This is a genomic window from Hydrogenovibrio sp. SC-1 (genome assembly GCF_002848135.1).
Taxonomy (GTDB): Bacteria; Pseudomonadota; Gammaproteobacteria; order Thiomicrospirales; family Thiomicrospiraceae; genus Hydrogenovibrio.
This window is the reverse complement of record NZ_PKGB01000002.1, coordinates 1-22,417: the sequence shown is the minus strand read 5'-3', so window position 1 is coordinate 22,417 and position 22,417 is coordinate 1. Positions and strand designations below refer to the sequence as shown.

General features: G+C 44.4%; 18 protein-coding genes. 9 read left to right on the top strand and 9 right to left on the bottom strand.

The features are described from left to right. Nucleotide 1: 1 nt before the first annotated feature. From CYQ88_RS01290 to def, 8 genes are all read right to left on the bottom strand, one after another. Nucleotides 2–1,453: a TrkH family potassium uptake protein gene (locus tag CYQ88_RS01290; protein WP_101839534.1), complete on the bottom strand. Its 1,452-nt coding sequence runs from the start codon at nt 1,451–1,453 to the stop codon at nt 2–4. A gap of 20 nt (nt 1,454–1,473) precedes the next feature. Next, nucleotides 1,474–2,871, bottom strand: a complete 1,398-nt coding sequence (gene trkA, locus CYQ88_RS01285) for a Trk system potassium transporter TrkA (protein WP_101839533.1) — start codon at nt 2,869–2,871, stop codon at nt 1,474–1,476. Between the two features lie 64 nt (nt 2,872–2,935). Further along, nucleotides 2,936–4,294, bottom strand: coding sequence for a sigma-54 dependent transcriptional regulator (locus CYQ88_RS01280; RefSeq protein WP_233188778.1), 1,359 nt, complete (start codon nt 4,292–4,294; stop codon nt 2,936–2,938). 27 nt (nt 4,295–4,321) lie between these two features. After that, nucleotides 4,322–6,496, bottom strand: a complete 2,175-nt coding sequence (locus tag CYQ88_RS01275; RefSeq protein WP_101839532.1) for an ATP-binding protein — start codon at nt 6,494–6,496, stop codon at nt 4,322–4,324. A gap of 3 nt (nt 6,497–6,499) precedes the next feature. After that, nucleotides 6,500–7,084 (bottom strand): DUF4390 domain-containing protein, encoded by a 585-nt coding sequence (locus CYQ88_RS01270; protein WP_101839531.1) that lies wholly within the window; start codon nt 7,082–7,084, stop codon nt 6,500–6,502. A gap of 3 nt (nt 7,085–7,087) precedes the next feature. Then, nucleotides 7,088–8,419 carry a 16S rRNA (cytosine(967)-C(5))-methyltransferase RsmB gene (gene rsmB / locus CYQ88_RS01265; protein ID WP_101839530.1) on the bottom strand — a complete coding sequence of 444 codons (1,332 nt, stop codon included), beginning with the start codon at nt 8,417–8,419 and terminating at the stop codon, nt 7,088–7,090. Continuing rightward, nucleotides 8,406–9,383, bottom strand: a complete 978-nt coding sequence (gene fmt / locus CYQ88_RS01260) for a methionyl-tRNA formyltransferase (RefSeq protein ID WP_101839529.1) — start codon at nt 9,381–9,383, stop codon at nt 8,406–8,408. The genes rsmB and fmt overlap by 14 nt, the downstream gene beginning before the upstream one ends. Next, complete coding sequence (def, locus tag CYQ88_RS01255; protein ID WP_101839528.1) at nt 9,373–9,879, bottom strand: peptide deformylase; 507 nt, start codon at nt 9,877–9,879, stop codon at nt 9,373–9,375. Before def ends, fmt begins: the two co-directional genes overlap by 11 nt. 133 nt (nt 9,880–10,012) lie before the next feature. On the opposite strand from def, the gene dprA reads away from it, so the two are divergent. The 4 genes from dprA to CYQ88_RS01235 all read left to right on the top strand — a co-directional run bounded on the left by dprA (nt 10,013) and on the right by CYQ88_RS01235 (nt 16,312). Then, nucleotides 10,013–11,140, top strand: a complete 1,128-nt coding sequence (dprA, locus tag CYQ88_RS01250) for a DNA-processing protein DprA (RefSeq protein WP_101839527.1) — start codon at nt 10,013–10,015, stop codon at nt 11,138–11,140. 186 nt (nt 11,141–11,326) lie between these two features. Further along, nucleotides 11,327–13,816, top strand: coding sequence for a type I DNA topoisomerase (gene topA, locus CYQ88_RS01245; protein WP_101839526.1), 2,490 nt, complete (start codon nt 11,327–11,329; stop codon nt 13,814–13,816). A 41-nt stretch (nt 13,817–13,857) separates the two neighbouring features. After that, nucleotides 13,858–15,636: an arginine--tRNA ligase gene (gene argS / locus CYQ88_RS01240; protein ID WP_101839525.1), complete on the top strand. Its 1,779-nt coding sequence runs from the start codon at nt 13,858–13,860 to the stop codon at nt 15,634–15,636. Between the two features lie 16 nt (nt 15,637–15,652). Continuing rightward, a complete protein-coding gene (locus CYQ88_RS01235) occupies nt 15,653–16,312 on the top strand; it encodes an SPOR domain-containing protein (protein WP_101839524.1) in 660 nt (219 codons plus the stop codon). 10 nt (nt 16,313–16,322) lie between these two features. On the opposite strand, the gene CYQ88_RS01230 is transcribed toward CYQ88_RS01235, so the two are convergent. Further along, complete coding sequence (locus CYQ88_RS01230; protein WP_101839523.1) at nt 16,323–17,384, bottom strand: GGDEF domain-containing protein; 1,062 nt, start codon at nt 17,382–17,384, stop codon at nt 16,323–16,325. 133 nt (nt 17,385–17,517) lie between these two features. Here CYQ88_RS01230 and CYQ88_RS01225 point away from each other — a divergent pair, with 133 nt between their 5' ends. The 5 genes from CYQ88_RS01225 (at nt 17,518) to CYQ88_RS01205 (ending at nt 22,324) form a co-directional block, all read left to right on the top strand. After that, nucleotides 17,518–17,772 carry an accessory factor UbiK family protein gene (locus CYQ88_RS01225; protein WP_101839522.1) on the top strand — a complete coding sequence of 85 codons (255 nt, stop codon included), beginning with the start codon at nt 17,518–17,520 and terminating at the stop codon, nt 17,770–17,772. Nucleotides 17,773–17,784: 12 nt separating this feature from the next. After that, nucleotides 17,785–19,053 carry a YifB family Mg chelatase-like AAA ATPase gene (locus CYQ88_RS01220; RefSeq protein WP_101839521.1) on the top strand — a complete coding sequence of 423 codons (1,269 nt, stop codon included), beginning with the start codon at nt 17,785–17,787 and terminating at the stop codon, nt 19,051–19,053. Then, complete coding sequence (locus CYQ88_RS01215; RefSeq protein ID WP_101839520.1) at nt 19,028–20,848, top strand: hypothetical protein; 1,821 nt, start codon at nt 19,028–19,030, stop codon at nt 20,846–20,848. The genes CYQ88_RS01220 and CYQ88_RS01215 overlap by 26 nt, the downstream gene beginning before the upstream one ends. A 12-nt stretch (nt 20,849–20,860) precedes the next feature. Then, a complete protein-coding gene (locus CYQ88_RS01210; RefSeq protein ID WP_101839519.1) occupies nt 20,861–21,946 on the top strand; it encodes a RelA/SpoT domain-containing protein in 1,086 nt (361 codons plus the stop codon). Between the two features lie 147 nt (nt 21,947–22,093). Continuing rightward, a complete protein-coding gene (locus CYQ88_RS01205; protein WP_101839518.1) occupies nt 22,094–22,324 on the top strand; it encodes a DUF2188 domain-containing protein in 231 nt (76 codons plus the stop codon). The last annotated feature ends 93 nt before the right edge of the window (nt 22,325–22,417 follow it).

The window sequence follows — 22,417 nt, the reverse complement described above, 5'->3', positions numbered from 1 at the left end:
TTTATTTACGCCAGAAAGCTGCGGTAAAGAGGACTAAGAGGGTAAACAGTTCTAGCCGTCCAAGCAGCATGGTAAAGGTCAGTACCCATTTGACCGGGTCACTTAATGCTGAAAAATTGGAAGAGACATCTCCTAGGCCAGGGCCAAGGTTGGTAATGGTGGCGGTCACAGCCGAAAAGGCAGTTAACCCATCCAGCCCCATCGCCAACAACACTAAGGTGAGGATCACGACGATAAACACATATAGCGAGAAGAAGCCCCACACAGCCGTCATAATCTTTTCTGAAATGGGTTTACCATTAAGCTTAACCGGCATCAATGCATTGGGGTGGAGCAGTTGATGGATCTCACGCATGCCCTGCTTAAACAGTAGCATGACTCGAATTACTTTCATGCCGCCCCCTGTGGAGTAGGCGGAACCACCTATATAACTCATCAGGATTAAGAAAATGGGTAGGAAGGCTGGCCAAACAGTAAAGTCGGTGCTGGCAAATCCTGCCGTGCTGCCAATTGAGATGACTTGAAAGCTGCCGTAACGTAATGCTTCTTGCCAGCTGGTGGTAATCTCATTGAAATAGAGGTAGCTGGAGACAATCACAATGCTGGTAAACAGAATCATCGTGTAGCCTTTGTATTCCGGATCAGACAAATAGCGTTTAAAGGTGAGGTGACGAAAAGCGGTAAAATGGAGCGCAAAATTGATGCCGGCAATATACATAAACAGCATGGCAATGATTTCGATCTCAACACTGTCAAAGTGACCAATACTGGCATCATAAGTAGAAAAACCGCCAATCGCAACGGTAGAAAAACTATGGGCAAAGGCATCAAACCAGTTCATGCCCGCTATTTTAAAACTGAATGCACAGGCTAAAGTGATACCGAGATAAATATACCAAAGCGCTTTGGCGGTTTCAGAAATTCGAGGTGCCAGTTTGTTATCTTTGACCGGGCCAGGGCTTTCGGCGCGGTAAAGCTGCATGCCCCCAATGCCCAGCATCGGCAGGATGGCGACCGCCAAGACAATGATTCCCATACCGCCTAGCCATTGCAGTTGCTGACGATACCACAGCATAGAATGGGGCAGGTTTTCAATACCGCTCATCACGGTTGCACCGGTGGTGGTTAAGCCAGAAAAGGATTCAAAGATGGCATCGGTTAGTGAAATGGAGAGATTAGAGGTGAAATACATGGGCACAGACCCAGCGAATCCCAGCACCACCCAGAACATGACCACGATAATAAAGCCATCTCGGATTTTAAGGTCGCGCTGCACATGGCGGGATGGAAACCATAGTAATGATCCTAAGCTCAATAAGGCGAGTGCAGACAGCAGAAAATCTTGGGTGCCACCATCTTGATAGTAGAAAGAGATTAGCACGGGCGGGATCAATGATACGCTGAAGACCATCAGCAGCAATCCCAGAACTTTTAAAATGATATTGGTATGCATTGCATCAGCCTATTGTAGTTCTAAAACCAACTCTTAACTTCTTGTGGGGTGAACAACTCGGTTATTTCGGTTGCTTGTGAAGGGTCATTCAAAAATAGAATGACATGATCTTCGGCTTCAATGGTGAGATCACGGTGCGAGAAAAGGACCTCTTCTTCTCGGATGATGCAGCCGATGGTAATGCTGCTGGGCCAAGCGATTTCACCTATGCGCTTACCGATAATACGGGAAGAGTTTTCACTGCCATGAACGATGACTTCCATTGCTTCTGCGGTTCCGCGTCTGAGTGTAAAGGCTTTCACCGTATCCCCTTGTCGCATGTAATGTAATAGGCGACTGGTGGTAATTTGGTCTGCCGACAAGGCAATATCAATACTGTTTAATTGAATTAAGTCGACATAAGATTGATTGTTGACCAATGCAATAACACGGCGTACGCCCAGCTTTTTAGCCAACATGCCCGAGATAATATTGGCTTCGTCGGAATTGGTTAGGCCGACAAACAAATCAATTTCATCAATATTTTCTTCAATTAGTAGGGAACGATCTGCCACGTCGCCATGAATAACAATGGCTTCTTCAAGCGTTTCGGAAATTTTACGGGCTTGGGTAATGCTACGGTCAATGATTTTAACGTTGTGTTGTTTTTCAAGTTCTTTGGCTAGGTTAAAGCCAATATTACCGCCCCCTGCAATCATAATATTACGGGAAGGTCGCAGTTTATCCCGTCGTAGTTCTTGCACGATTTTGGGAATATGAGAGGGCTCTGCCAAGAAAAAGACCTCATCCCCAACTTGAATGGTGACTTCCCCGGTTGGAATCACGATCTCATTTTGACGGTAAATGGCCACAATACGGTGCATGACGCCATCTGGCAAGTGATGCTTGATTTCACGAATCTTTTTACCGACCAGTAAGCCCCCTTCATAGGCTCGAATGGCAACCAGCCGAACTTTACCATCGGCGAAGTCAACCACTTGCAAGGAGCCAGGGTAGTCAATTAATTGTAGGATGTAGTCTTTTACTAAGGTTTCAGGACTGATTAAAACATTAATGGGAATGGCATCTGAGTTTTGATTTCGGTCAAATAATTCTGGATGATTCAGATAGCTGGGACTCCGAACACGTGCAATTTTAGTTTGGGTCTTATGCATAATGTGCGCTAATTGGCAGGCTACGATATTGGTGTCATCTTCATGGGTTGCCGCAATTAACATGTCGGCATCTTCTATGCCGGCTTGATTCAGAATGTCAGGGTCAGACGCATGGCCATTTACGGTGCGAATATCCAACCGATCCTGGAGTCGCTGTAAACTGGTTTGATCTAAATCCACGACCGTTACATCGTTATTTGAATGGGCTAAAAGCTCTGCCAGCGAGCTGCCGACTTGACCTGCTCCGAGGATAAGAATGTTCATAATGAATCACTTTGCATTCGTGTAATAAGCAATATTTTAACTTGCATAAGCTGACTATATGGCGCTATTTTGGGTTTTTCGGGTCAATGTTCAAGGCCTTGAGTTTGCGGTATAAATTGGTACGCTCAACCCCTGACAATCGTGCTGTTTCTGTGACATTGCCCCCCGTTTCTCTGAGTAATTGACTGAGATAAGCGGCCTCAAATTGTTCTTTGGCTTGTTTTAAATTGGTAGAGGTATCCACTGCATTGAAGGCACCTGCCTCACTGCGTCGCCTTTCCAGCGCATAACGGACTTCATCTGCGCCGACATCTCCATCTCCTAAAATGAGTAGCCGTTGAATGAGGTTTTGCAGCTCTCGATAGTTTCCAGGCCAGCTATATTGGCGTAGTACATTTTGAGCGGCAACGGTAAATTCGCGGTATTCTAACCCTTCATGTGTTAAGAAATAATCCAAGAAGTGGTCCACTAATTCAGGAATATCCTCAGTATGTTGACGCAGGGACGGCACTTGAATCGGCATTACTTGTAAACGGTGTAATAGGTCTTCACGAAATTTATTTTGTTCCACCAGTTGTGCCAATCCACCTTGTGATAGCACAATAATGCGCAAATCCACCGTGGTTTTTTGGTGGCTGCCAGGGCGAATAAAACCGTTTTCAAAAATCAGTTGACTTAAAAAGGCTTGCCCTTTGGTGTCGAGCTGTTCGGCATTTTCGATCACCAAGGTTCCGCCAGTGGCATGAATGAGTTCGCCGGTAATGGTGGTTTCCGGTGACTTCTCGCCAAGAATTCGCTTTTCCTGATCGGCAAAATCTGCGCCATTAATGGTAAAGAGCGGGTGATCTTTGCGTGCGCTCAGTTTGTGAATGGCATTGGCAATTCGTTTTTTGCCAGTCCCTGGTTCCCCTTCAATTAAAATAGGCATGGTGTACTGCGATAATCGTTTAATGGTGTCGCTCAGGTCGCCAATCAGTTTGCTTTTGCCAATCGGCAAAATTTGTTCTGGTAGCTTTTGTTTTAAATGACGGTTTTCGTGGTGTAGCTGGAAATGCGTCATGGCCCTTTCTGCAGTAATTAACAGTTTGGCCAGAGATAAGGGTTTCTCTAAAAAGTCGTAAGCACCGAGCTTGGTTGCTTCAATCGCAGTTTCAATCGTGCCATGCCCAGACATCATAATGACACAGCTGTGATCAAGAATTTTTTCGGTTTTCATTTTCTTTAGCAAGCTAATGCCATCAATATCTGGCATCCAGATATCTAAAAAGATGATGTCAGGCGATTTATCCCGCCAGATTGCTTGTGCTTGTTGCCCATTAGCCGCCAGCATGACTTGGTAACCTTCCTCAGTAAAGATTTCCTGCATGAGGTTTCGGATGTCTTTTTCATCATCAACAATGAGAATTTTGCTGGGTTTTATCATTAAAGCCTATATCCTTGCGATTGTCATTTATTGGGTTTGTGGAAGTTTGATGATAAAACAGGTTCCTGTATCAGGTGAAGATTCTACCTGAATTTGCCCATGATGTTCATCGACAATTTTTTTCACGATTGAAAGCCCCAGTCCTGTCCCCTTGGGTTTACCGGTAGCATAGGGTTCAAAAATCCAGTTTTTAATGGTTTCTGGTATGCCATTGCCATTGTCACAGACACGCAATTGAATATGGTGTTCGTCCAGGCTTTGCGTCATGACTCTTACCCGCCCTTGAGGAATGGTTTCACAAGCTTCAAGACCGTTTTTAATGAGATTGTGAAGCAGTTGTCTGAGCTTAGCGGGATCGGCCGAAAGTGTTGGGCACTGAGGGTCAATCTCATAGCTGACACGCCAATTGGCTTTAGGGTCTTTATACATGTTTACGACATCTTTAACAAGACCATTCAAATCAAGTTGAGTTAATTCCAACTCAGGGGTATCCGCATATTCGGTAAAGGCATCCACTAGGTTTTGCATGGCCAATACCTGCTCAATAATGGTATCGGTCATACGCGCAAGGAGTTTTTGATCGGAATCTTCCAACTTACTCGATAGCTTGAAATTAAGTCGCTCAGCAGAAAGCTGAATGGGCGTCAAAGGGTTTTTAATTTCATGGGCAAGCCGCTGGGCGACGTCACTCCAAGCCGCATGCAATTGAGCTTTGATGAGTTTGGTAATGTCCTCAATCACGATAACGTAACCATTAAATTTTTGGTCAAGACTGGGTAAGGTTGATCCATGAACCAACAGCATTTTTCGACCATGAAAATCATCATAACTCAATTGTTGACTCCAAGGCTTGGCATCCTCTCGAAACAATGGAAAAACCTGTTCAAAGAAGCCGTTTAAGGCTTGGTAATCGGGTTGGTTTAGAATGTCGCCGATTTCATTGCCAACCTGAGAAAACAAGTCGGTATTTAGAATCAGGTTGGTGGCGTCATTGAGTGTTTTTAGGCGCATGTGATTATCAAAAGTCAGCACGCCACTATTGAGGTTTTTGATAATGGCTTGCAGATAAAGTTTTTGCATTTCGGCCTGCTGCTGACCAAATTTGATTTCATTTCGAGCCTTTGCGATTTGCTGAATCATGTCATTAAAAGACTGAATCAACTGCCCCATCTCATCTTGTCGATCAATCGGCATTGTCAGTGAGTAATTCCCCTTGGAAACTTCCTCTGTCCCTTCTGCTAAGGTTCTAATCGGACGAGTAATGTTTTCAATGGTGCGAATGGTAAATAGCAAGGCACTGATTAAGGTCAGCAGTAATACCATGGTTAATATTACGGTGAAGCTGGTTTTGAGGGGGGCTCGTAAATAGGAGAGTTCTTGATACTGACCTGAAGCGACTTGAACTGTGTTGGCCAGATTACTGAGTTGGTCCGGAATCGGAAAAATGACTTGAAGAGCATAGAGTTTATTGTTCAACAGGTCGTTGACCGGCAGAATGACGTGAATGAATTGATGTTGAGAATTGGCACCGGGTTGGGTTTCAATAGCGGCGTAGCTTAGCCGTTTTCGAATTTGTTGAAAGAGTCTAGGAGCTGGGGCCGTCGGCAAGATACCAATGTTTTCTTGGCTGTTATAAGCAATCAGTTGTCCATCCGAGTTATAGAGTGACAGTTCACGCGCATTCAGTTGTTCGCCAATTTTATTGAGGGTGAGGATAGGGGAGTTGATGAGGTCTTGCTGGTAGCGTTTTAGCGCTTGTTGGGTACTGTTGAGTTTGCGCCGTGTTTGGTCGTCTAAAGAGGTTTGTACCAACTTAACCGCATTGCTGAGTGCCGTTTCGGTTTTGACATCAAACCATTGGTCGATACCTTGATGGACAAAACTCATCGAGAAGTAAAAGACGATGGTGAGCGGAATGCCCAGCAAGGCACTGATAATGAGGGTAAGGCGGGTTGTGAGTTTGATCCCGGCCACTTTTTGACGATACTGTTGGCGGAGTTTGAGCAGGGTTTTGACTAAAATAATAACCAGTAGAATAATCCCAAAAAAAGCAATAAACAGTAACGTTGAATAGCTCTCTGCAAACTGAGAAGCATTCTGCAAAATTTGACTCATCACCATGAGTATGACCAGCAAGATGCTCGAAATAACGCTTAACCAACCGTACTGACTTGATAGAAAAAGTTTGATGCGTTTTTTCATGGTTTATAGCCAACTTTTAGGGGATTGGATTTGGATTTGATGCCAGCCACTGTCCAGTTGCCAAGCTGAATTCCACAACGCATCTAAAATGAGCGGTGTCGGTAGTTTCCATTGATTGAGTGAGACCCGTATTTTAATGGTGTAAAGCGTATTTGGGTGTAAGTCAGACAGATTTGCTAGATTAAAATTGGATAAGGTGCCCATGGTTCGCAAGGCTTCCGATAGGCTGGAAAAGGATTGTACTTTTTGGTTGCGCTTATTGGTGATGACGTAAATTTGATTAAAACCAAAATAGTTCAGTTGTGATTCGTAAACGATTTTTACCCGATTGCGGGAGAGGCTAAATCCCATTAATGAGTAACTTTCATTCAACTCAATTTCAGTGATAAAGTTCAAGGGGATTTCATGGTTGACAGCTTTGGTAATGATGGGGTCCAGTTTAAAGTCAACTTGGGCATCTAGTACCAGCTGTTGATCTATTTGGTAGTCATTTAAATAACGAATGTGAATATCGGCCTGCGCAATAGGTGTCCCAACAAAAGTCATGATCAGACTGAGCTGTAACCATTTGAGCAGAGTCAGTCGCATGCATCAGTCCTTTTTACGGAGTAAACAATAGTAGAAACCGTCCATATTGGCCAGGCCTGGTAGGATTTGTAATCCAGGCCCGTCAAATGAACGCCCCCACTCAACGGGTTGTTGGTTAATCAGATAAGGCATCTCGGCAGCATCCTGAGTGTCTTCTAAGAACTGTGTCATTTGCAAACGGTTCTCCTGGGGCAAAACGGAACAGGTCGCATATAACAGTAAGCCGCCTGGCTTTAGACGTGACCAAACCGATTTCAAAATTTGCGATTGCAATTCGGTTAGCGCAGTGATGTCTTCAGGGGTTCGATGCCACTTGATGTCTGGGTGACGTCGAATGATTCCGGTAGCCGAGCAGGGCGCATCCAGTAAGATTTTATCAAATTGAATCTCTGGCCAAAGCTCTGCTAAATCAGCAGCATCGCCTTGGTTGATCGCACTCGGTGTTAAGGATAAACGGTGTAGGTTTTCTGATAAACGGTCAATGCGGCTAGGGTCTTTTTCCAGCGCAAACACTTGAGCTTGATTTTGACTCAATTCTAACAAGTGTCCCGTTTTGCCGCCTGGCGCGGCGCAAGCATCAAGGATACTTTCATGGGGTTTTGGGTCGAGCAGACATGCTGCCATTTGCGCTGCCCCATCTTGAACACTGAAGCCGCCAGATTCATAAGTCGGTAATTGGCTGACATCGGTGCTGTGTTCCAACAAGATGCCTTGCGGTGCAAACGAATGAGGGCTGGCCCTCACACCGGCTTCAGACAGCCGTGTTATCAGTTGGTCTCGGGTTTGTTGCAGGCCATTTACTCTGAGGGTTAAGGGGGCGGGTTGGTTATTGGCCGTTAAAATCGCTTGCCAGTCATCTGGGTAAGCTTGGCGCATGGTCTTGGTAAACCACTGAGGGTGTGAGTAGCAATAGGCAGGTTTTTTATCAACTTCCCCACAAATGCGATCTTTGTCGCGTAAAAAATTTCTTAACACGCCATTGACCAGCGCTTTAGCCCAAGGTTTTTTAAGACGCTTGGTGAGTTGCACCGTTTCCGACACCGCGGCATGTTCGGGGGTGTCCATATACAGAATTTGGTAGAGTCCTAAACAAATCAGTTGGTTCAGGTCGGCATCTTTGGCTTTGAGCGGTTTTTTTAAAAGCTGTTCTCGGATGGCTTCGAGTCGCAGTTGCCAGCGTAAGGTGCCAAGCACCAAATTCTGGGCAAAGGCACGCTCGCGTCGATCATCAAACTGCGCTAATCCTTCGTTTAACGATTGGCTCAATGACCGGCCCTGTTCAATGACGGTTAGACAGATTTTTAATGCAATAAACCGAGTATCAGTGGTTGTCATTGTCGAGCCCCAACGTTTGTCCGACTAACTGGCGCGCTTGGGCAAAATCATAGGCTGACATGGGTTTTTTACCGGCAGGTTGGAGTTGCGTAATCCATAGAGTCCCTTCGCCAGTTGCCACTTCCATGCCTTGTTTGTCTACAGAAACAACCAGGCCTGGTGGTTCTTGGGTGCTCTTTTGTCCTTGGGTGGCTTGCCAAAGTCTGAGCGGTTGACCTTGTAGTTGCGTAAACGCAACTGGCCAAGGGTTAAAGGCCTGAATTTGCCGAACTAACGTGGACGCTGGGCTTTGCCAATGAACCTGGGCTTCTGCTTTAGTCAGTTTTTGGGCATAGGTCGCCGAATCAGCATTTTGCGCAATAGGCGAAAGATTATCAGCTTGTAAATCTGCTAAGGTTTTCATGAGCGCGGTTGAACCCATCTGGCTGAGCCGATCGTGTAAGGTTTGAGCCGTATCATCCGCTTGAATGGCGGTGGTTAAGGTCGTTAGCATATCGCCAGTATCCAGTCCTTCGTCCATTTGCATAATGGTGACGCCGGTTTCGGCATCTCCCATTTGAATGGCCCTTTGAATCGGTGCTGCACCCCGCCAGCGTGGCAGTAGTGAGGCATGGATATTGTAGCAACCGTAGGTTGGCATCTCCAATACCGCTTTTGGCAGAATTAAGCCATAGGCCACGACCACCATGACATCAGCATTTAAGGCCTTGAGCTCTGCTTGTGCGTCTGAATCCTTGAGTGATTCTGGTTGGTAAACCGGCAGGTCGTGCTGTTGAGCAAGTTGTTTGACGGGGCTAGCTGTCAATTTTCGGCCGCGTCCGGCTGGACGATCTGGCTGGGTATAGACGCCAATCACTTGATGGGGTGAATCTAATAAAGCCTGTAATGGCGCCACCGAAAATTCGGGTGTGCCGGCAAAAATAATCTTGAGCGGTTGAGATGGCGATGGTGCATTAATGGGCATCTTGAGCCATTTCCTTTTTAAATTTTTGAATGGCACGTGTGCGTTTTAATCCCGATAAATGGTCAATGAATAATTTGCCATTAAGGTGATCAATTTCATGCTGAATGCAGACAGCAAGTAGATCGCTGGCTTCAAATTCAATGGATTTGCCATCTCGGTCCATACCTCGAACCAGAATTTCTGAAGGTCGATTGACTTTGGCATAGACGCCTGGAATGGAGAGACAACCTTCTTCCCAGGTAATTTTACCTGCGCTGTTGACAATTTCTGGATTTAATAGCGCAATGGGTTGGTCTTTTGATTCGGAAATATCCACGACGATAAGGCGTTGTTGTACTGCGACCTGTGGGGCGGCTAAGCCAATGCCTGGCGCATCGTACATGGTGTAAAACATATCATCAATGAGCTTATCAAGCGCATCGGTCATTTCGGGAATCGGTTGGCAAGTTTCTCTTAGACCACTATCTGGGTAGAGAACGATGTCGAGTTTGTCCATAATAACGAGTATACTTTTTGATGGTTTAAAAGACCTTTGTCTGCAATGTAACGGTAAACTAAGCCCATCATCTTGACAGCAAAGGGATTGCATCTGATTTTGCTTAAAAGAATTATAACGGATTGAGTGGCTTATGTCTGATATAGACACCTTAAAACAGGGATTGAATCTGCATTTTGCTCAGGTCAGGTTTAAGCAAATAGCCCAAATTGAAGGTTATTTTGGTAGTCTTGAACAAGCCATGGTTGCGTCAGGTTCGGCTTGGCAACAGGCACAAATTCTAACCCCTAAGCAATTTGAAAAGTGGCTGGATGCCGATAAACCGAAAAGAATCGATGAGGCTATTGAGTGGGCTCAACAATCAGGGCAGGGAATTGTCACTTGGCAGGATAGCGCCTATCCGCCGCTGTTGAAACAAATTGCTGATCCACCGCTTTTACTCTATGTCAGAGGCGATATTCAGCTATTGTCTCAGCCGCAACTGGCAATGGTCGGCAGTCGTAATGCCTCGAAAACAGGCCGGTTGATTGCTAGCGATTTTGCACAATATTTAGCCAGTGTGGGCTTAGTCGTAACTAGCGGGTTGGCATCTGGCATAGATAAGGCGGCGCATGAAGGGGCTTTAAATGCCTTGAAAGCCGATGCGAATCAGTCTAGCGGCACCACTATTGCGGTGGTGGCGACGGGACTGGATCGGGTTTATCCGGCAACGAATCGAGATTTGGCGCGACAGATCGCCGAGACAGGCGCCATGGTTTCGGAATATCCATTAGGGGTTAAACCGATGGCGTATCACTTTCCACAACGGAATCGAATTATTTCCGGGTTGAGTTTAGGGACACTGGTGGTTGAGGCTGCATTGAAGAGCGGCTCTTTAATCACGGCCAGAACAGCATTAGAGCAGGATAGAGAAGTGTTTGCGGTTCCTGGTTCGATTCATAACCCTCAAGTTAAAGGGTGTCATCAATTGATTCGTCAGGGCGCAAAGCTGGTTGAATCCGGTGAAGACATATTAGAAGAGTTATCGGCGATACTGCAATCGCAGTTGAAGGTATCTGCAAAAAAACCAAGTGTGAATCAAGAACCGGCACTGTCAGATAACGCATTAATGGCCTATTTGGATTTTGAACCAATCGGTTTAGATGAACTGGTGAGTTTGACGGGCTGGAGCGTCGCGCAACTGCAATCAGAGCTGTTAATGTTGGAATTGCGGGGTGAACTGGAAGCACTTTCGGCAGGTCGTTGGCGGCGCTTGCGTTAAGGAAATCATAGGTTTGTTTGGTAATTATTCAAATTTAGCGGTAGAATGCGCCGCATTTAGGCAGCTTTACAAAAAGAGTTGCAATTGATCCATTTTTTTTGCACCCTAAAAATGATTTGGGGTCATCGACACGAATATTAAGGACGGGCATTCTCCTTAGCAATGCACATTTAAGAGACAACGATTATGACGAATTTGGTAATAGTAGAGTCGCCTGCAAAAGCAAAAACCATTGAAAAATATTTGGGCAAGGGATTTACCGTACGCTCGAGCTATGGACATATTCGCGATATTCAAAAAAAAGGGATGGGCATAGAAATCGAAAATGGATTTTTGCCAAACTATGAAATCTCTGCAGATAAGAAAAAAACCGTTGCCGAATTGCGAAAATTAACCAAAACCGCCGAGACTGTCTGGCTGGCAACGGATGAGGACCGCGAAGGAGAAGCCATTGCTTGGCATCTTGCAGAAGCCTTAAAATTGAATGTGAATGATACCAAGCGCATAGTGTTTCATGAAATTACCAAATCGGCTATTCAAAAGGCCATTGCAGAACCACGCTTGGTTGATATGGATTTAGTGGAAGCACAGCAAGCGCGCCGTATTTTAGACCGAATTGTCGGCTTTGAATTGTCCCCCATTCTTTGGAAAAAAATCCGCACAGGCCTGTCAGCAGGGCGCGTTCAGTCCGTTGCCGTGCGTCTGATTGTGGAGCGGGAAAGAGAGATTGATGCGTTTACGCCTGAAACTGTTTATCGGTTACAGGGCCAGTTGGCGATATTGGATTCTCAGCAAAAGCAGGTCGGCACGGTTGATGTTAAACGCAATGCGACTTTTCAGACAGAAGCAGAGGCCATGCAATATTTGCAAGCGGTCCAGTCTAGCGACTTATCTGTCGCGGATCTGCAAGAAAAACCCGCTAAAAAGTCACCGAAACCGCCTTTCACCACTTCAACCTTGCAACAGGAAGCCGCTGCGAAATTAGGGTTTTCCGTTAAACAAACCATGATGATTGCTCAACGACTTTATGAATCTGGGAAAATCACCTATATGCGTACCGATTCATTGAATCTGTCTGATGAAGCTATTCAAAAAGCCAATCAAACGATTGTCAGTAACTATGGTGAATCTTTTGCGCAGTCGCGTCGTTATAAAACCAAGAATGCCGATGCCCAAGAAGCGCATGAAGCCATTCGTCCTACGGAATTTTCGGTCAATTCCGTTGAAGGTGAACGGAATGAGCAGCGTCTGTATCAATTAATTTGGCGTCGCGCTATCGCTTCGCAAATGGCCGATGCGAAACTTTTACGCACTTCGGCGGATATTGCAATTAGCGGCTTACCGAAAGAAAAGCTGTCGGCAAAAGGTGAGGTCATCACTTTTGAAGGGTTTTTGAAAGTGTATGACTTAGACGATGACGCTAAATCTAGCCAACTGCCACCGATGACGGTTGGACAAAGCCTAAAGTTAGGTGAACTCACTTCGCGTCAAAGCTTCTCTCGTCCACCAGCTCGCTATAATGAGGCCAGCTTAGTCAGAACACTTGAAGAAATGGGAATTGGTAGACCGTCAACTTACGCACCGACCATTGATACCATTCAACAAAGAGGCTATGTCGTTAAGGAGGATCGTGAAGGTACGCCGCGTGATTATCGTCAATTGACTTTGTCGGCAACCGACATCGCTGAAGAAACCTTGACGGAAATGACTGGAACCGAGAAAAACAAACTGTTTCCAACGGACATTGCCGGCATTGTGACCAGCTTTTTGGTCAAGCATTTTGGCGATGTTTTAGATTATCAGTTTACGGCAATGGTTGAGTCTGAATTTGATGTGATTGCGCAAGGTAAAGAGTCTTGGCAGCAAATGTTGACGAAGTTTTACAGTCAATTTCATCCAAAGGTGGTCGCCGCAGAAGATGTTTCTCGAGAAGAAGCTGGACAAGCCAGACTATTGGGAACAGACCCCAAAACCGGAAAGCCGATGTTTGTCAAGATTGGGCGATTTGGTCCTTATGTCCAATTGGGGGATGGTGAAAATGAAGAAAAGCCGACCTTTGCCAGTTTAATGCCCGGCCAAAAAATGGATACCTTAAAGCTTGAAGATGCGGTGGAGTTGTTTAAGCTACCGCGTGAAGTGGGTGAAATGCCGGAATCCTTTTCTGCTGAAGCGGTTGATGGCACGGTGTTTTCTGTTGAGAAGGGTCAAGTGATTATTGCCAAACAGGGCCCTTTTGGCCCTTATTTGGAATATGGCACCAAAAAATATGCGCCGATCAAAGGTACAGATCCTTTAAGTATTACCTTAGAGGAAGCAGTCGCGTTAATTGAGGCGAAGATTGTGACGGAAGCTGAAAAAATCATTAAAGTGTTTGAAGGCACCAATGTTAAAATTTTAAAAGGCCGTTGGGGACCTTATATTACCGATATTGAAACCAAAAAGAATGCCAAAATCAAAAAAGATGAAGATGCGCTAACCCTGAGTTTTGATGAATGTGTCAAGCGTTTAGAAGAGGCGCCCGAACCGAAAAAACGCGGTCGTGCAGGAGCCAAAAAAGCGCCAGCCAAAAAGACGACAAAAACGAAGGCAGCAGCGAAAAAGCCAGCCAAGAAAAAGGCACCCGCAAAAAAAACACCCTCTAAAAAAGCGCCCGCCAAAAAGGCTGTTAAAGAGTAAAATAGTTCCATTCCAAAATATATTAAAGAGACACCATTAGCATGAAGCAGCAGGTTGCAGAGTTATTAGTAGACGTTATCGCCATTTTGAAGCAAGAAAGCATTTTGCCTGAAGAGGCCAGTCCGAGGGTGAATGTAGAAAATACTCGAGATAAGGCGCATGGAGATTTTGCAACCAATCTGGCCATGATGTTAACAAAACTGGTCGGAAAACCACCGCGTGAAATTGCTGAAATGATCGTGACACGTTTGCCTCAAAATCGTGCTGTGGTGAAAGTGGAAATTGCTGGGCCAGGTTTTATTAATTTCTTTATGAACGAAGCTGCCAAACTGGACATAGTGGAGACAGTGCTCGCTGAAACAACAGAGTTTGGTCGGTGTAATGTGGGTCAAGGTAAGTCGGTATTGGTTGAATATGTATCGGCTAACCCAACCGGTCCTTTGCATGTTGGACATGGCCGCGGAGCCGCTTATGGTGCCAGTGTTGCCAACCTACTGGAAACTGCTGGGTTCGAGGTCGCACGGGAATACTATGTTAATGATGCAGGTCGGCAAATGGATATACTGGCCACTTCGACTTGGTTACGTTATTGCCAACATTGTGGTGAAGACTTGGTGTTTCCGAGCAATGGTTATAAAGGCGATTACATCTTCGATATTGCCAAAACGATTTACGAAGATAAAGGTGAGGCCTTACGGCATGCCAGCGATGTGATTTTTACCGGCATCTGTGAAGATGAAAAACAACTACCTTCTGGCGAAAAGACGGGGGATAAAGAAGCCCATATTGATGCCTTGATTGCACGCGCAAAATCCTTGTTAGGGGAAGCGGCTTATCGTTATATTTTTGATTTGGCCTTAGAGACCATTTTGGCTGACATTCGAGAAGATTTAGCCGGCTTTGGCGTCGAGTTTGAAAACTGGTTTTCTGAAAGATCACTCATGGACAGCGGAGTTATTGACGCTGCGATTGAAAAACTGCAGGCATCTGGCAAAATTTATGAAAAAAACGGCGCTCTGTGGTTTAGGTCCACCGACTATGGTGATGAAAAAGACCGAGTCGTGGTGCGTGATAATGGTATCAAGACTTATTTCGCCTCGGATATTGCTTACCATTTTAATAAACTCGAAAGAGGGTTTGATCTGCTCATCGATATTTGGGGTTCGGATCATCATGGCTATGTGCCGCGAGTAAAAGCCGCGATGCAAGCACTGGATACCAATGCCGATGCGTTAGAAGTGTTATTGGTTCAGTTTGCGATTTTGTATCGAGGCGGTGAAAAGCTGGCGATGTCAACGCGTTCTGGCCAATTTGTCACCTTGCGAGAGTTACGGGATGAAGTGGGTAAAGATGCGGCACGCTTTTTCTACGTGCAACGTAAATCTGAGCAACATATGGACTTTGATCTGGATTTGGCGAAATCAAAATCCAATGAAAACCCCGTTTATTACATTCAATATGCGCATGCGAGGATTTGTCAGGTGTTGTCTATGGCAGAGGAAAAAGGCGCGGCGGTTGATATTCAACAAGGGTTGGCCAATTTGTCCCTCTTGACGGATGAGGTGGAGACTGATTTGGCAACATTATTGGCCCAGTACCCTGATATTGTCTCGCGTGCCGCTTTGGCGTATGAACCTCATCAGATTGCCTATTATTTAAAGGCTTTAGCACAAGGGCTTCACAGCTACTATAATGCCAGCCAGTTTATTGTCGAAGAGGCTGGATTACGCCATGCTCGATTAACCTTGGTGTTAGCCGTTCGTCAAGTTTTACAAAATGGGTTACAAGTGTTGGGCGTGTCTGCGCCAGAAAAAATGTGAAATTAGGAACGATTGAATGAAACATGCAACACGAGATTATCGGCATGGCCCTTCTAAGCGTAAGCCATATCAGCGTCGTTCTCAGGTTGCTCCTCAGCCGGTAGCGGTCGAGTCAAAATTGGGTTTTAAACGGTTAATGAGCTTAGTGGTGCTATTAACGGTATTGCTGTTGTTGGGGTATTGGATCGCGCAGCATTTTGCTACTCAGGGTTTGAAATCAGATTCTGAAAAACCAGCTTCAAAGATTTTGACATCAGAGGTGGCGAAAGCTCCTAAAGTGACCATGTCTCAATCCCCACAACTGGCGGCACAAGTAGCGCCAATCGTGGTTGAGAGCTTACCTATGCCGACTGTTGAGCAGCCAAAATCGATTCAGTATACCTTTTATGAAGGATTGGCAGAGACCGAAGTGGTGGTCGATGCTGAACCGATTCCGGTGAAATTGGCCGACCCTTATTATATTGTTGCAGGAACCTTTGGTTCAGAAGCCATGGCACGTCAAGAGCTTGAGCGTTTGAGTTCAGCTCAGGAAGATGTCAGCTTAAGACTTTTCAAAACAGAACGCTATTATCGGTTAAGAGCAGGGCCTTTTGAAGATCGGTTAGAGCTTAACAAAAAACGTAATGTATTAAGGTCTCTTGGAGCCGATACGCTATTGATGCGCGTCCAAAAATAACCAGGCCTGGTTATTTTGGGGCATCCGTTACACGACTGAGTTCAGTTTCACTCACAACTTGATTTCTGCCGTTGCTCTTGGCTTTGTAGAGGGCATCGTCAGCTCGCTTAATCCAGTCATCAATACTTTCAGTGTCAATACCTTTATAGCTAGCAACCCCAAATGAAGCAGTGATGGTTCCCAAGGTTTTATCTGAATCTTTCCGTTTCAGTACGGCGTGTTCCAGTGAATGCCGAATTTTTTCAGCTCGTTGAAGCCCTTTTTCAAGGCTGCTATGAGAGAGAATAATGGCAAATTCCTCTCCCCCATAGCGACAAATAGAATCATTTTCCTGTTTGGATTTTTTCATAATATTCGAAAAGTAGCGTAAAACACTGTCGCCAACCAAGTGACCAAAAGTATCGTTAAACCGCTTAAAGTGATCGATGTCGGTCAGTATCAGAATTAAGCTTTCAGGGTTGTCGGGCGTTTGTTCAACTAAGTCTTGAAGGGTATTATTAAAGGCTTTTCGATTGCCTAGTTCGGTTAATTCATCTGTCAGGGTTTCAGCCTTAGCCTCGATTAATTCCTGCCGCAATCGGTTGATTTCAGCGTTACTTTCGTTCATTTCATGTTGAAATTCTTCGCTGGATTGCTTCATGGAAGTCGCCGTGTTCAACATGTGACTCGTTAATTGTTTTAACTTTTCAGCATCGAGTGATTCTTCGGATAGCGTATGTAAGTTTTGATCCAGTTCTTGTGTGTGTTTTTCGAGTTTTGCACTCCAAACGTTCATTCGCTTAACGACTGAACCAACGAGTCGTTTCAAGGCGCGGTCAAAGTCATTGGTGCCTTCATCCTCGGCAAAATATTCATCGTATAGTCGACGGCCAAGGCGATCATTGTAGCCAAATGGGTCTTGAAGGGCGGCGTCCATTTCTTGTCGAAATTTAGGGTTACTGCCTTTGTAGTATTGATACCAAATATAATAGTTAAGCGGTGTGGGGTTAATTTCCTGATCTTCAAATACATCGACCAGCTGAACAAAAATGCGTTGCGCTTTATCCGGTGCATCTTTTACATCAATAAGCATAGGGTTTCCTGTTCAGGTTTCTAAAATTTACAATTATTCTACACGTCTTTAAAGCTAAACCCTAGAGTTACAATAGAAAAAATGGCTCTAATCGGGTATATTGAATGCCCATTTCATTAATTAGGAGCGAGTGATGGTTAACGCGCAGCAGCTTGAATCTTTTGTTGAAGCAATCACTCAGGTCTTTCCGCCTGGCCTCGGTAAAATCCCTGAGAATGTTCAACAGAATTTAAAACAAACCATGAGTGTGCAGTTTGAGAAACTGGATTTGGTTTCACGACAGGAATTTGATATTCAGAAAGCAGTTTTAGCAAAAACGCGTTCTAAATTAGAGGCGCTTGAAAGGCAAGTTGCTGAGCTTGAAGCCCGTCAAAGCGATTCGGAGTAACGTCTCCTTGTTATGAATCAAAACACGGGTCACTATGCAACGCTTTATTCAAGAGCCGTACTGGGGATACAAGCACCAGAGGTACAAGTTGAGGTTCATAGTACGAATGGACTTCCTAGCTTGTCTTTGGTGGGCTTGCCAGAAGCGTCGGTAAAAGAAAGTCGTGACCGCGTACGCAGTGCGCTATTGAATAGTGGCTTTACGTTGCCGCCCAAACGTATCACCATTAATTTAGCACCTGCGGACACACCCAAACAAGGTGGGCGTTACGATTTGCCGATTGCGTTAGGGATATTACAAGCCACGGGGCAACTTCCCGAAGCAGAGGTCTCATTTAACGGGTATGAATTTTTGGGTGAATTGTCTTTAGATGGCAGTTTAAGAGCGGTTCCGGGAATTTTGCCTGCTGTGATACAAGCTAAGTCACAAAAGCGTATTTTGATTATCCCAAAAGCAAACTTGGCAGAGGCCAGTTTAATTGATACTGCCCCAGTATTGGCGGCTGAGCATTTATTAGACGTGTGTCAATTCTTTATGGCAGGGAAATCATTGGTCCCGCCAAGCGCTACCCCGCCTTCGCCACCGCGTTATGAAGAAGACCTAGCGGATATTCGTGGACAACAGCAAGCGAAACGTGTATTGGAAATCTGCGCTTCCGGTGGACATTCTTTGTTGATGGTTGGACCGCCGGGTGCGGGAAAGAGCATGTTAGCCTCTCGACTATTAACCATCTTACCGGATTTGTCGTTGAAGCAAGCCATCGAAGTTGCTTCCATTCGATCCGTTGCCGGCGAGCAAGTTGCTGCTGATGCGTTTTTCCACCGTGAGTTAGTGCAGCCTCATCACACCGCAACTGCGGCTGCAATGGTTGGGGGTGGCAGTGGCTCTCAACCCAAGCCGGGTGCGATTTCAATGGCGCATCACTCCATCCTTTTTTTAGATGAACTCCCTGAATTTAGTCGATCTGTGTTAGAGGCTTTACGTGAACCTTTAGAAACGGGTCACGTTGATATTACCCGGGTAAATCAAAAGGTTCGATATCCCGCTAGAGTTCAATTAATTTGTGCAATGAACCCCACACCCAGTGGTTTTTTTGCGGATGACCCGCAAGGTCGCTGTTGTCAACTCCAAAATTATTTGATAATTCCAAAATTAAATGAGAATCTACAGAATTATTTGAGAATAGGGTTCTGGTTTAGTTTCTTTTTACTTTTGCTGAGATTCAGTCAACTTAATCAAAGGAGGCTGAATACCAATGTTCACGCTAAACGCCCTCATTGAAAAAGCTCAGCCCGATACTTTTTACCGCCTCGATATAGTCAGAAGTGTTTCATTCGAAAATGCACATGACTCATCAATGCCCTTTAAAACCTTAATCGTTAACTTCTCACGCTACTCAGATGAGTATCAATCTCTCGAAAAAATAAAGTCCATTCCCGCAAAAGATATTTTCAAGTCAAAACAAATCGACAAAACAGCCAACCTATCCATAAAAGTCGATGTAACTAATCTTATCTTCTTAAAGCCCGGTACCGTTTGGAGAAATAGTTCTCCAGTATGGGAATCCTCTGAATTAACCAATGTTTCTATCAATCAAGCAGAAGCGGATGTAATCTCTTTTTACAATGAAGAAAAGCTTGGTACCAAAATACCATTCATTTACCAAGGTTATGGTGTGCAGTTTCTGAAGTTCCCGAACTCAAAAGTCAATGGCAAAATTATCACCGTATTGATTCCTACAACCGAGGTGATTCGTTATTATTTTTCTGGTTCTACTTACTTTACAAAAGAGCTTTTCAATGGAGCGCTTAGTGACTTTAAGAACTCCCAACAAGCCAACAGACTGTTCTTTAAATATGAGTTTGATGAAACGGATAAGAGTGCCTATATTTGGCTAAAAAGGAACTGTTACGACTCAGATGCTTTTATGATTGCCCGTGCCTTGACTGATAAAGCTGCAATGGGTGCCATGAGTTATATCTATGCTTCACTAGTGAATGCAAAGAAAAAGTTTAAAACCAAAGATGGCCGTATGATTTCTGAATTTTGCCCAAGAACCTATTTGCCGTTTTCTGGTGATACCAGTTTGGAAGTTTTCGGACAGTGGTTGCCACCAAGAGATGGCGAAGAAGAATTTACAACCTATATGGTCAGAACAATCGAGGATTGCGATCACCCTTTACCTTTCAAAAAAATCAAAATTGAATCTGTTGATTCCTTCAAGTCCAGTGGTACAGTCGATGAAGATTCTGACCCGAAGCCTTCCAAGCCAAAAAGAAAAGATGAAGGTGATGACGGTAAGTCTAATGCTCCAAATTTAAAAGAAGGTGAAAGACCGACAAATAACATAGCACCAGAAGAGCTGAAGTTTATGATGCAACGGTTTAGCCATTTAAAAGATGTTGAGGTTGAAAAAGTTGAGAAAGTATCTGAAAAAGAGAAGCAACGTCACTACCAGCAAGAAAAAGACTCTGATTCTGATGAGGGAAGCACTTTACCGGGTGATCACAAAAAGGACAATGACTTACAGGCTTGGAATAATCGCATTATGGATTCCGAACCAATACCGATTTCGGAAAGGTTGGTTACTGTGTCAAATGCTGTGGTTGCGGCGCTTGAAAAAGAGAGCGGATGGTTTGTTGAGGCGTTACCGGTTAATCGGGTGGATTCCACTCTTCCATTTGGCTTGTATAGCTTTGAACGGCCTACTGAAAAAAGTGGACGCTATGAATGGGATATGGTCGGTGATAGAAGTCGAAGAGCCTTGTTTTTAGCTATCTCGAACCAAAGCGGACAAACGATTTATTTGCTGGAAATCGAAGGCAAAGGTGAGGTCAGTTACTCGTTGTTTCTTTTCAGAGGTGGTCAGCATGGTTACTTAGATCATTCTGATGGTGCTCGATCATTGATGTTTGAGATAGCTAATTCTTCCGGCTCCAAGATTAAAGATGAGATCCTTGAAGATTTTGTGGTGACCAGTATGAAGCATACTGGAAGTGACAATGATAGCTTTGAGGAGCGATTGCATAGGGCTATTTGTGGGATTTTTGAAGATATTAATGAGTTAAGGGATTGAGTGAGGTCATATATGGGATTTGAAACGAATTTGGATAAATTTCTAGATAAGAGTCATCTTTCACGTGATAAGTGGGAGGCTTCTGAGCTGGATTGGGATGATTTAAAAGAGATTGGCACCCACCATGACTCTCGTCTTTCGGCATTGAATGATTCCGCTGAGTTTATTGCTAAATCCCTGAGAGCCTGTAGCAAAGTACACTCAGTGAGGTGGCGAGTAAAAGATACAGATCACTTGATGGCAAAGCTTGTTCGTAAAAAGCTTGATGGTTCAGTTAAGTATCAGGATGTTTCGGTTGAAAATTACCATGAAAAAGTGACGGATTTGATCGGTGTAAGAGTGCTCCACCTATTTAAAGACGATTGGGAAACAATTGATTTGTTCGTTAATAGTAACTGGTCAACCGACGAACCTACCGTTGCGTTTGTAAGAGATGGAGATGATGAAACTGTCTATGAGAGGAAGGGCTGTGAAATAAAAAAACACGATGCTGGATATCGCTCGATTCACTATATAGTTGAATCATCACCCACAAAAAACAGGTTTGTGTGCGAAATACAGGTAAGAACGCTATTTGAAGAAGCTTGGAGTGAGATTGACCACCAGGTAAGGTATCCAAACTTTTCAGACAATGAGGTGCTGGCTTACTTTTTGAGAGTTTTTAATCGCATGGCAGGGAGCGCTGATGAAATGGGTTCATTTGTGAAAACTTTAACAACTCAAATTCAGATTCATGAACAATTACGAGAAAGCGTGGACAAGGAGAGACAGGAACACCTTGAAAAAATCGAAGATCTGATGAGTAAACTGGAAAGTGAGCAATCGCAATCTCAGGCCACTAAAGAAAAACTATCAGAAGTTAGGGATGAACTTAATAAGTTGAAAAAAAGTAATCGTGATCCTATGTCAATTTTGGGATCTATTAATGATCCTACGATAGATACAGCATATTTGGATAAAATTACTTCAGCGAGAGAGGCTTTGGATAGTGTTTTTAGTAAAAGTGCCGCTGATTATTGTCGAGAAGAGGAAGCTTTAAGGGCGAGTAGACTGGCTATTTGGCCGAACGACCTCGCGAGTGGAAGTTCCAAAGGGTAGAATTCGCCAATTATTGAAATAGCCAGATTTTGAAAATGACAATAGATGATTATTATGAGACAAAGGGTGCTAATCATGAGTACACTGATCTGATGAGAACGTTAATTAAGCTGATTAAAATCATTAACTTGTAAGGAGTTGTAGTTTATGTCAAAGAAAAGCACTCATGTGGTACCAAATAGTGAACGTGGTGGCTGGGATATTCGTCAATCTGGTTCAGAAAGGTCATCGGGTCATTTTGATACGAAGAAAGAAGCTGAGAGTCGTGGACGGCAACTCAGCAAGAAGCAAGAAACAGAGCTAGTTATTCATAACAAAGATGGGAAGATTGCCCGAAAGGATAGTCATGGGAATGATCCTCATCCACCAAAAGGCTAAATGTTTTGTTAAATATTACAGACATCGGAAAAATGCTGCCTTCAAGTTTTAGAAAGTCGAATTTCTATTGCATCGAACTCCAATTAACAGGTG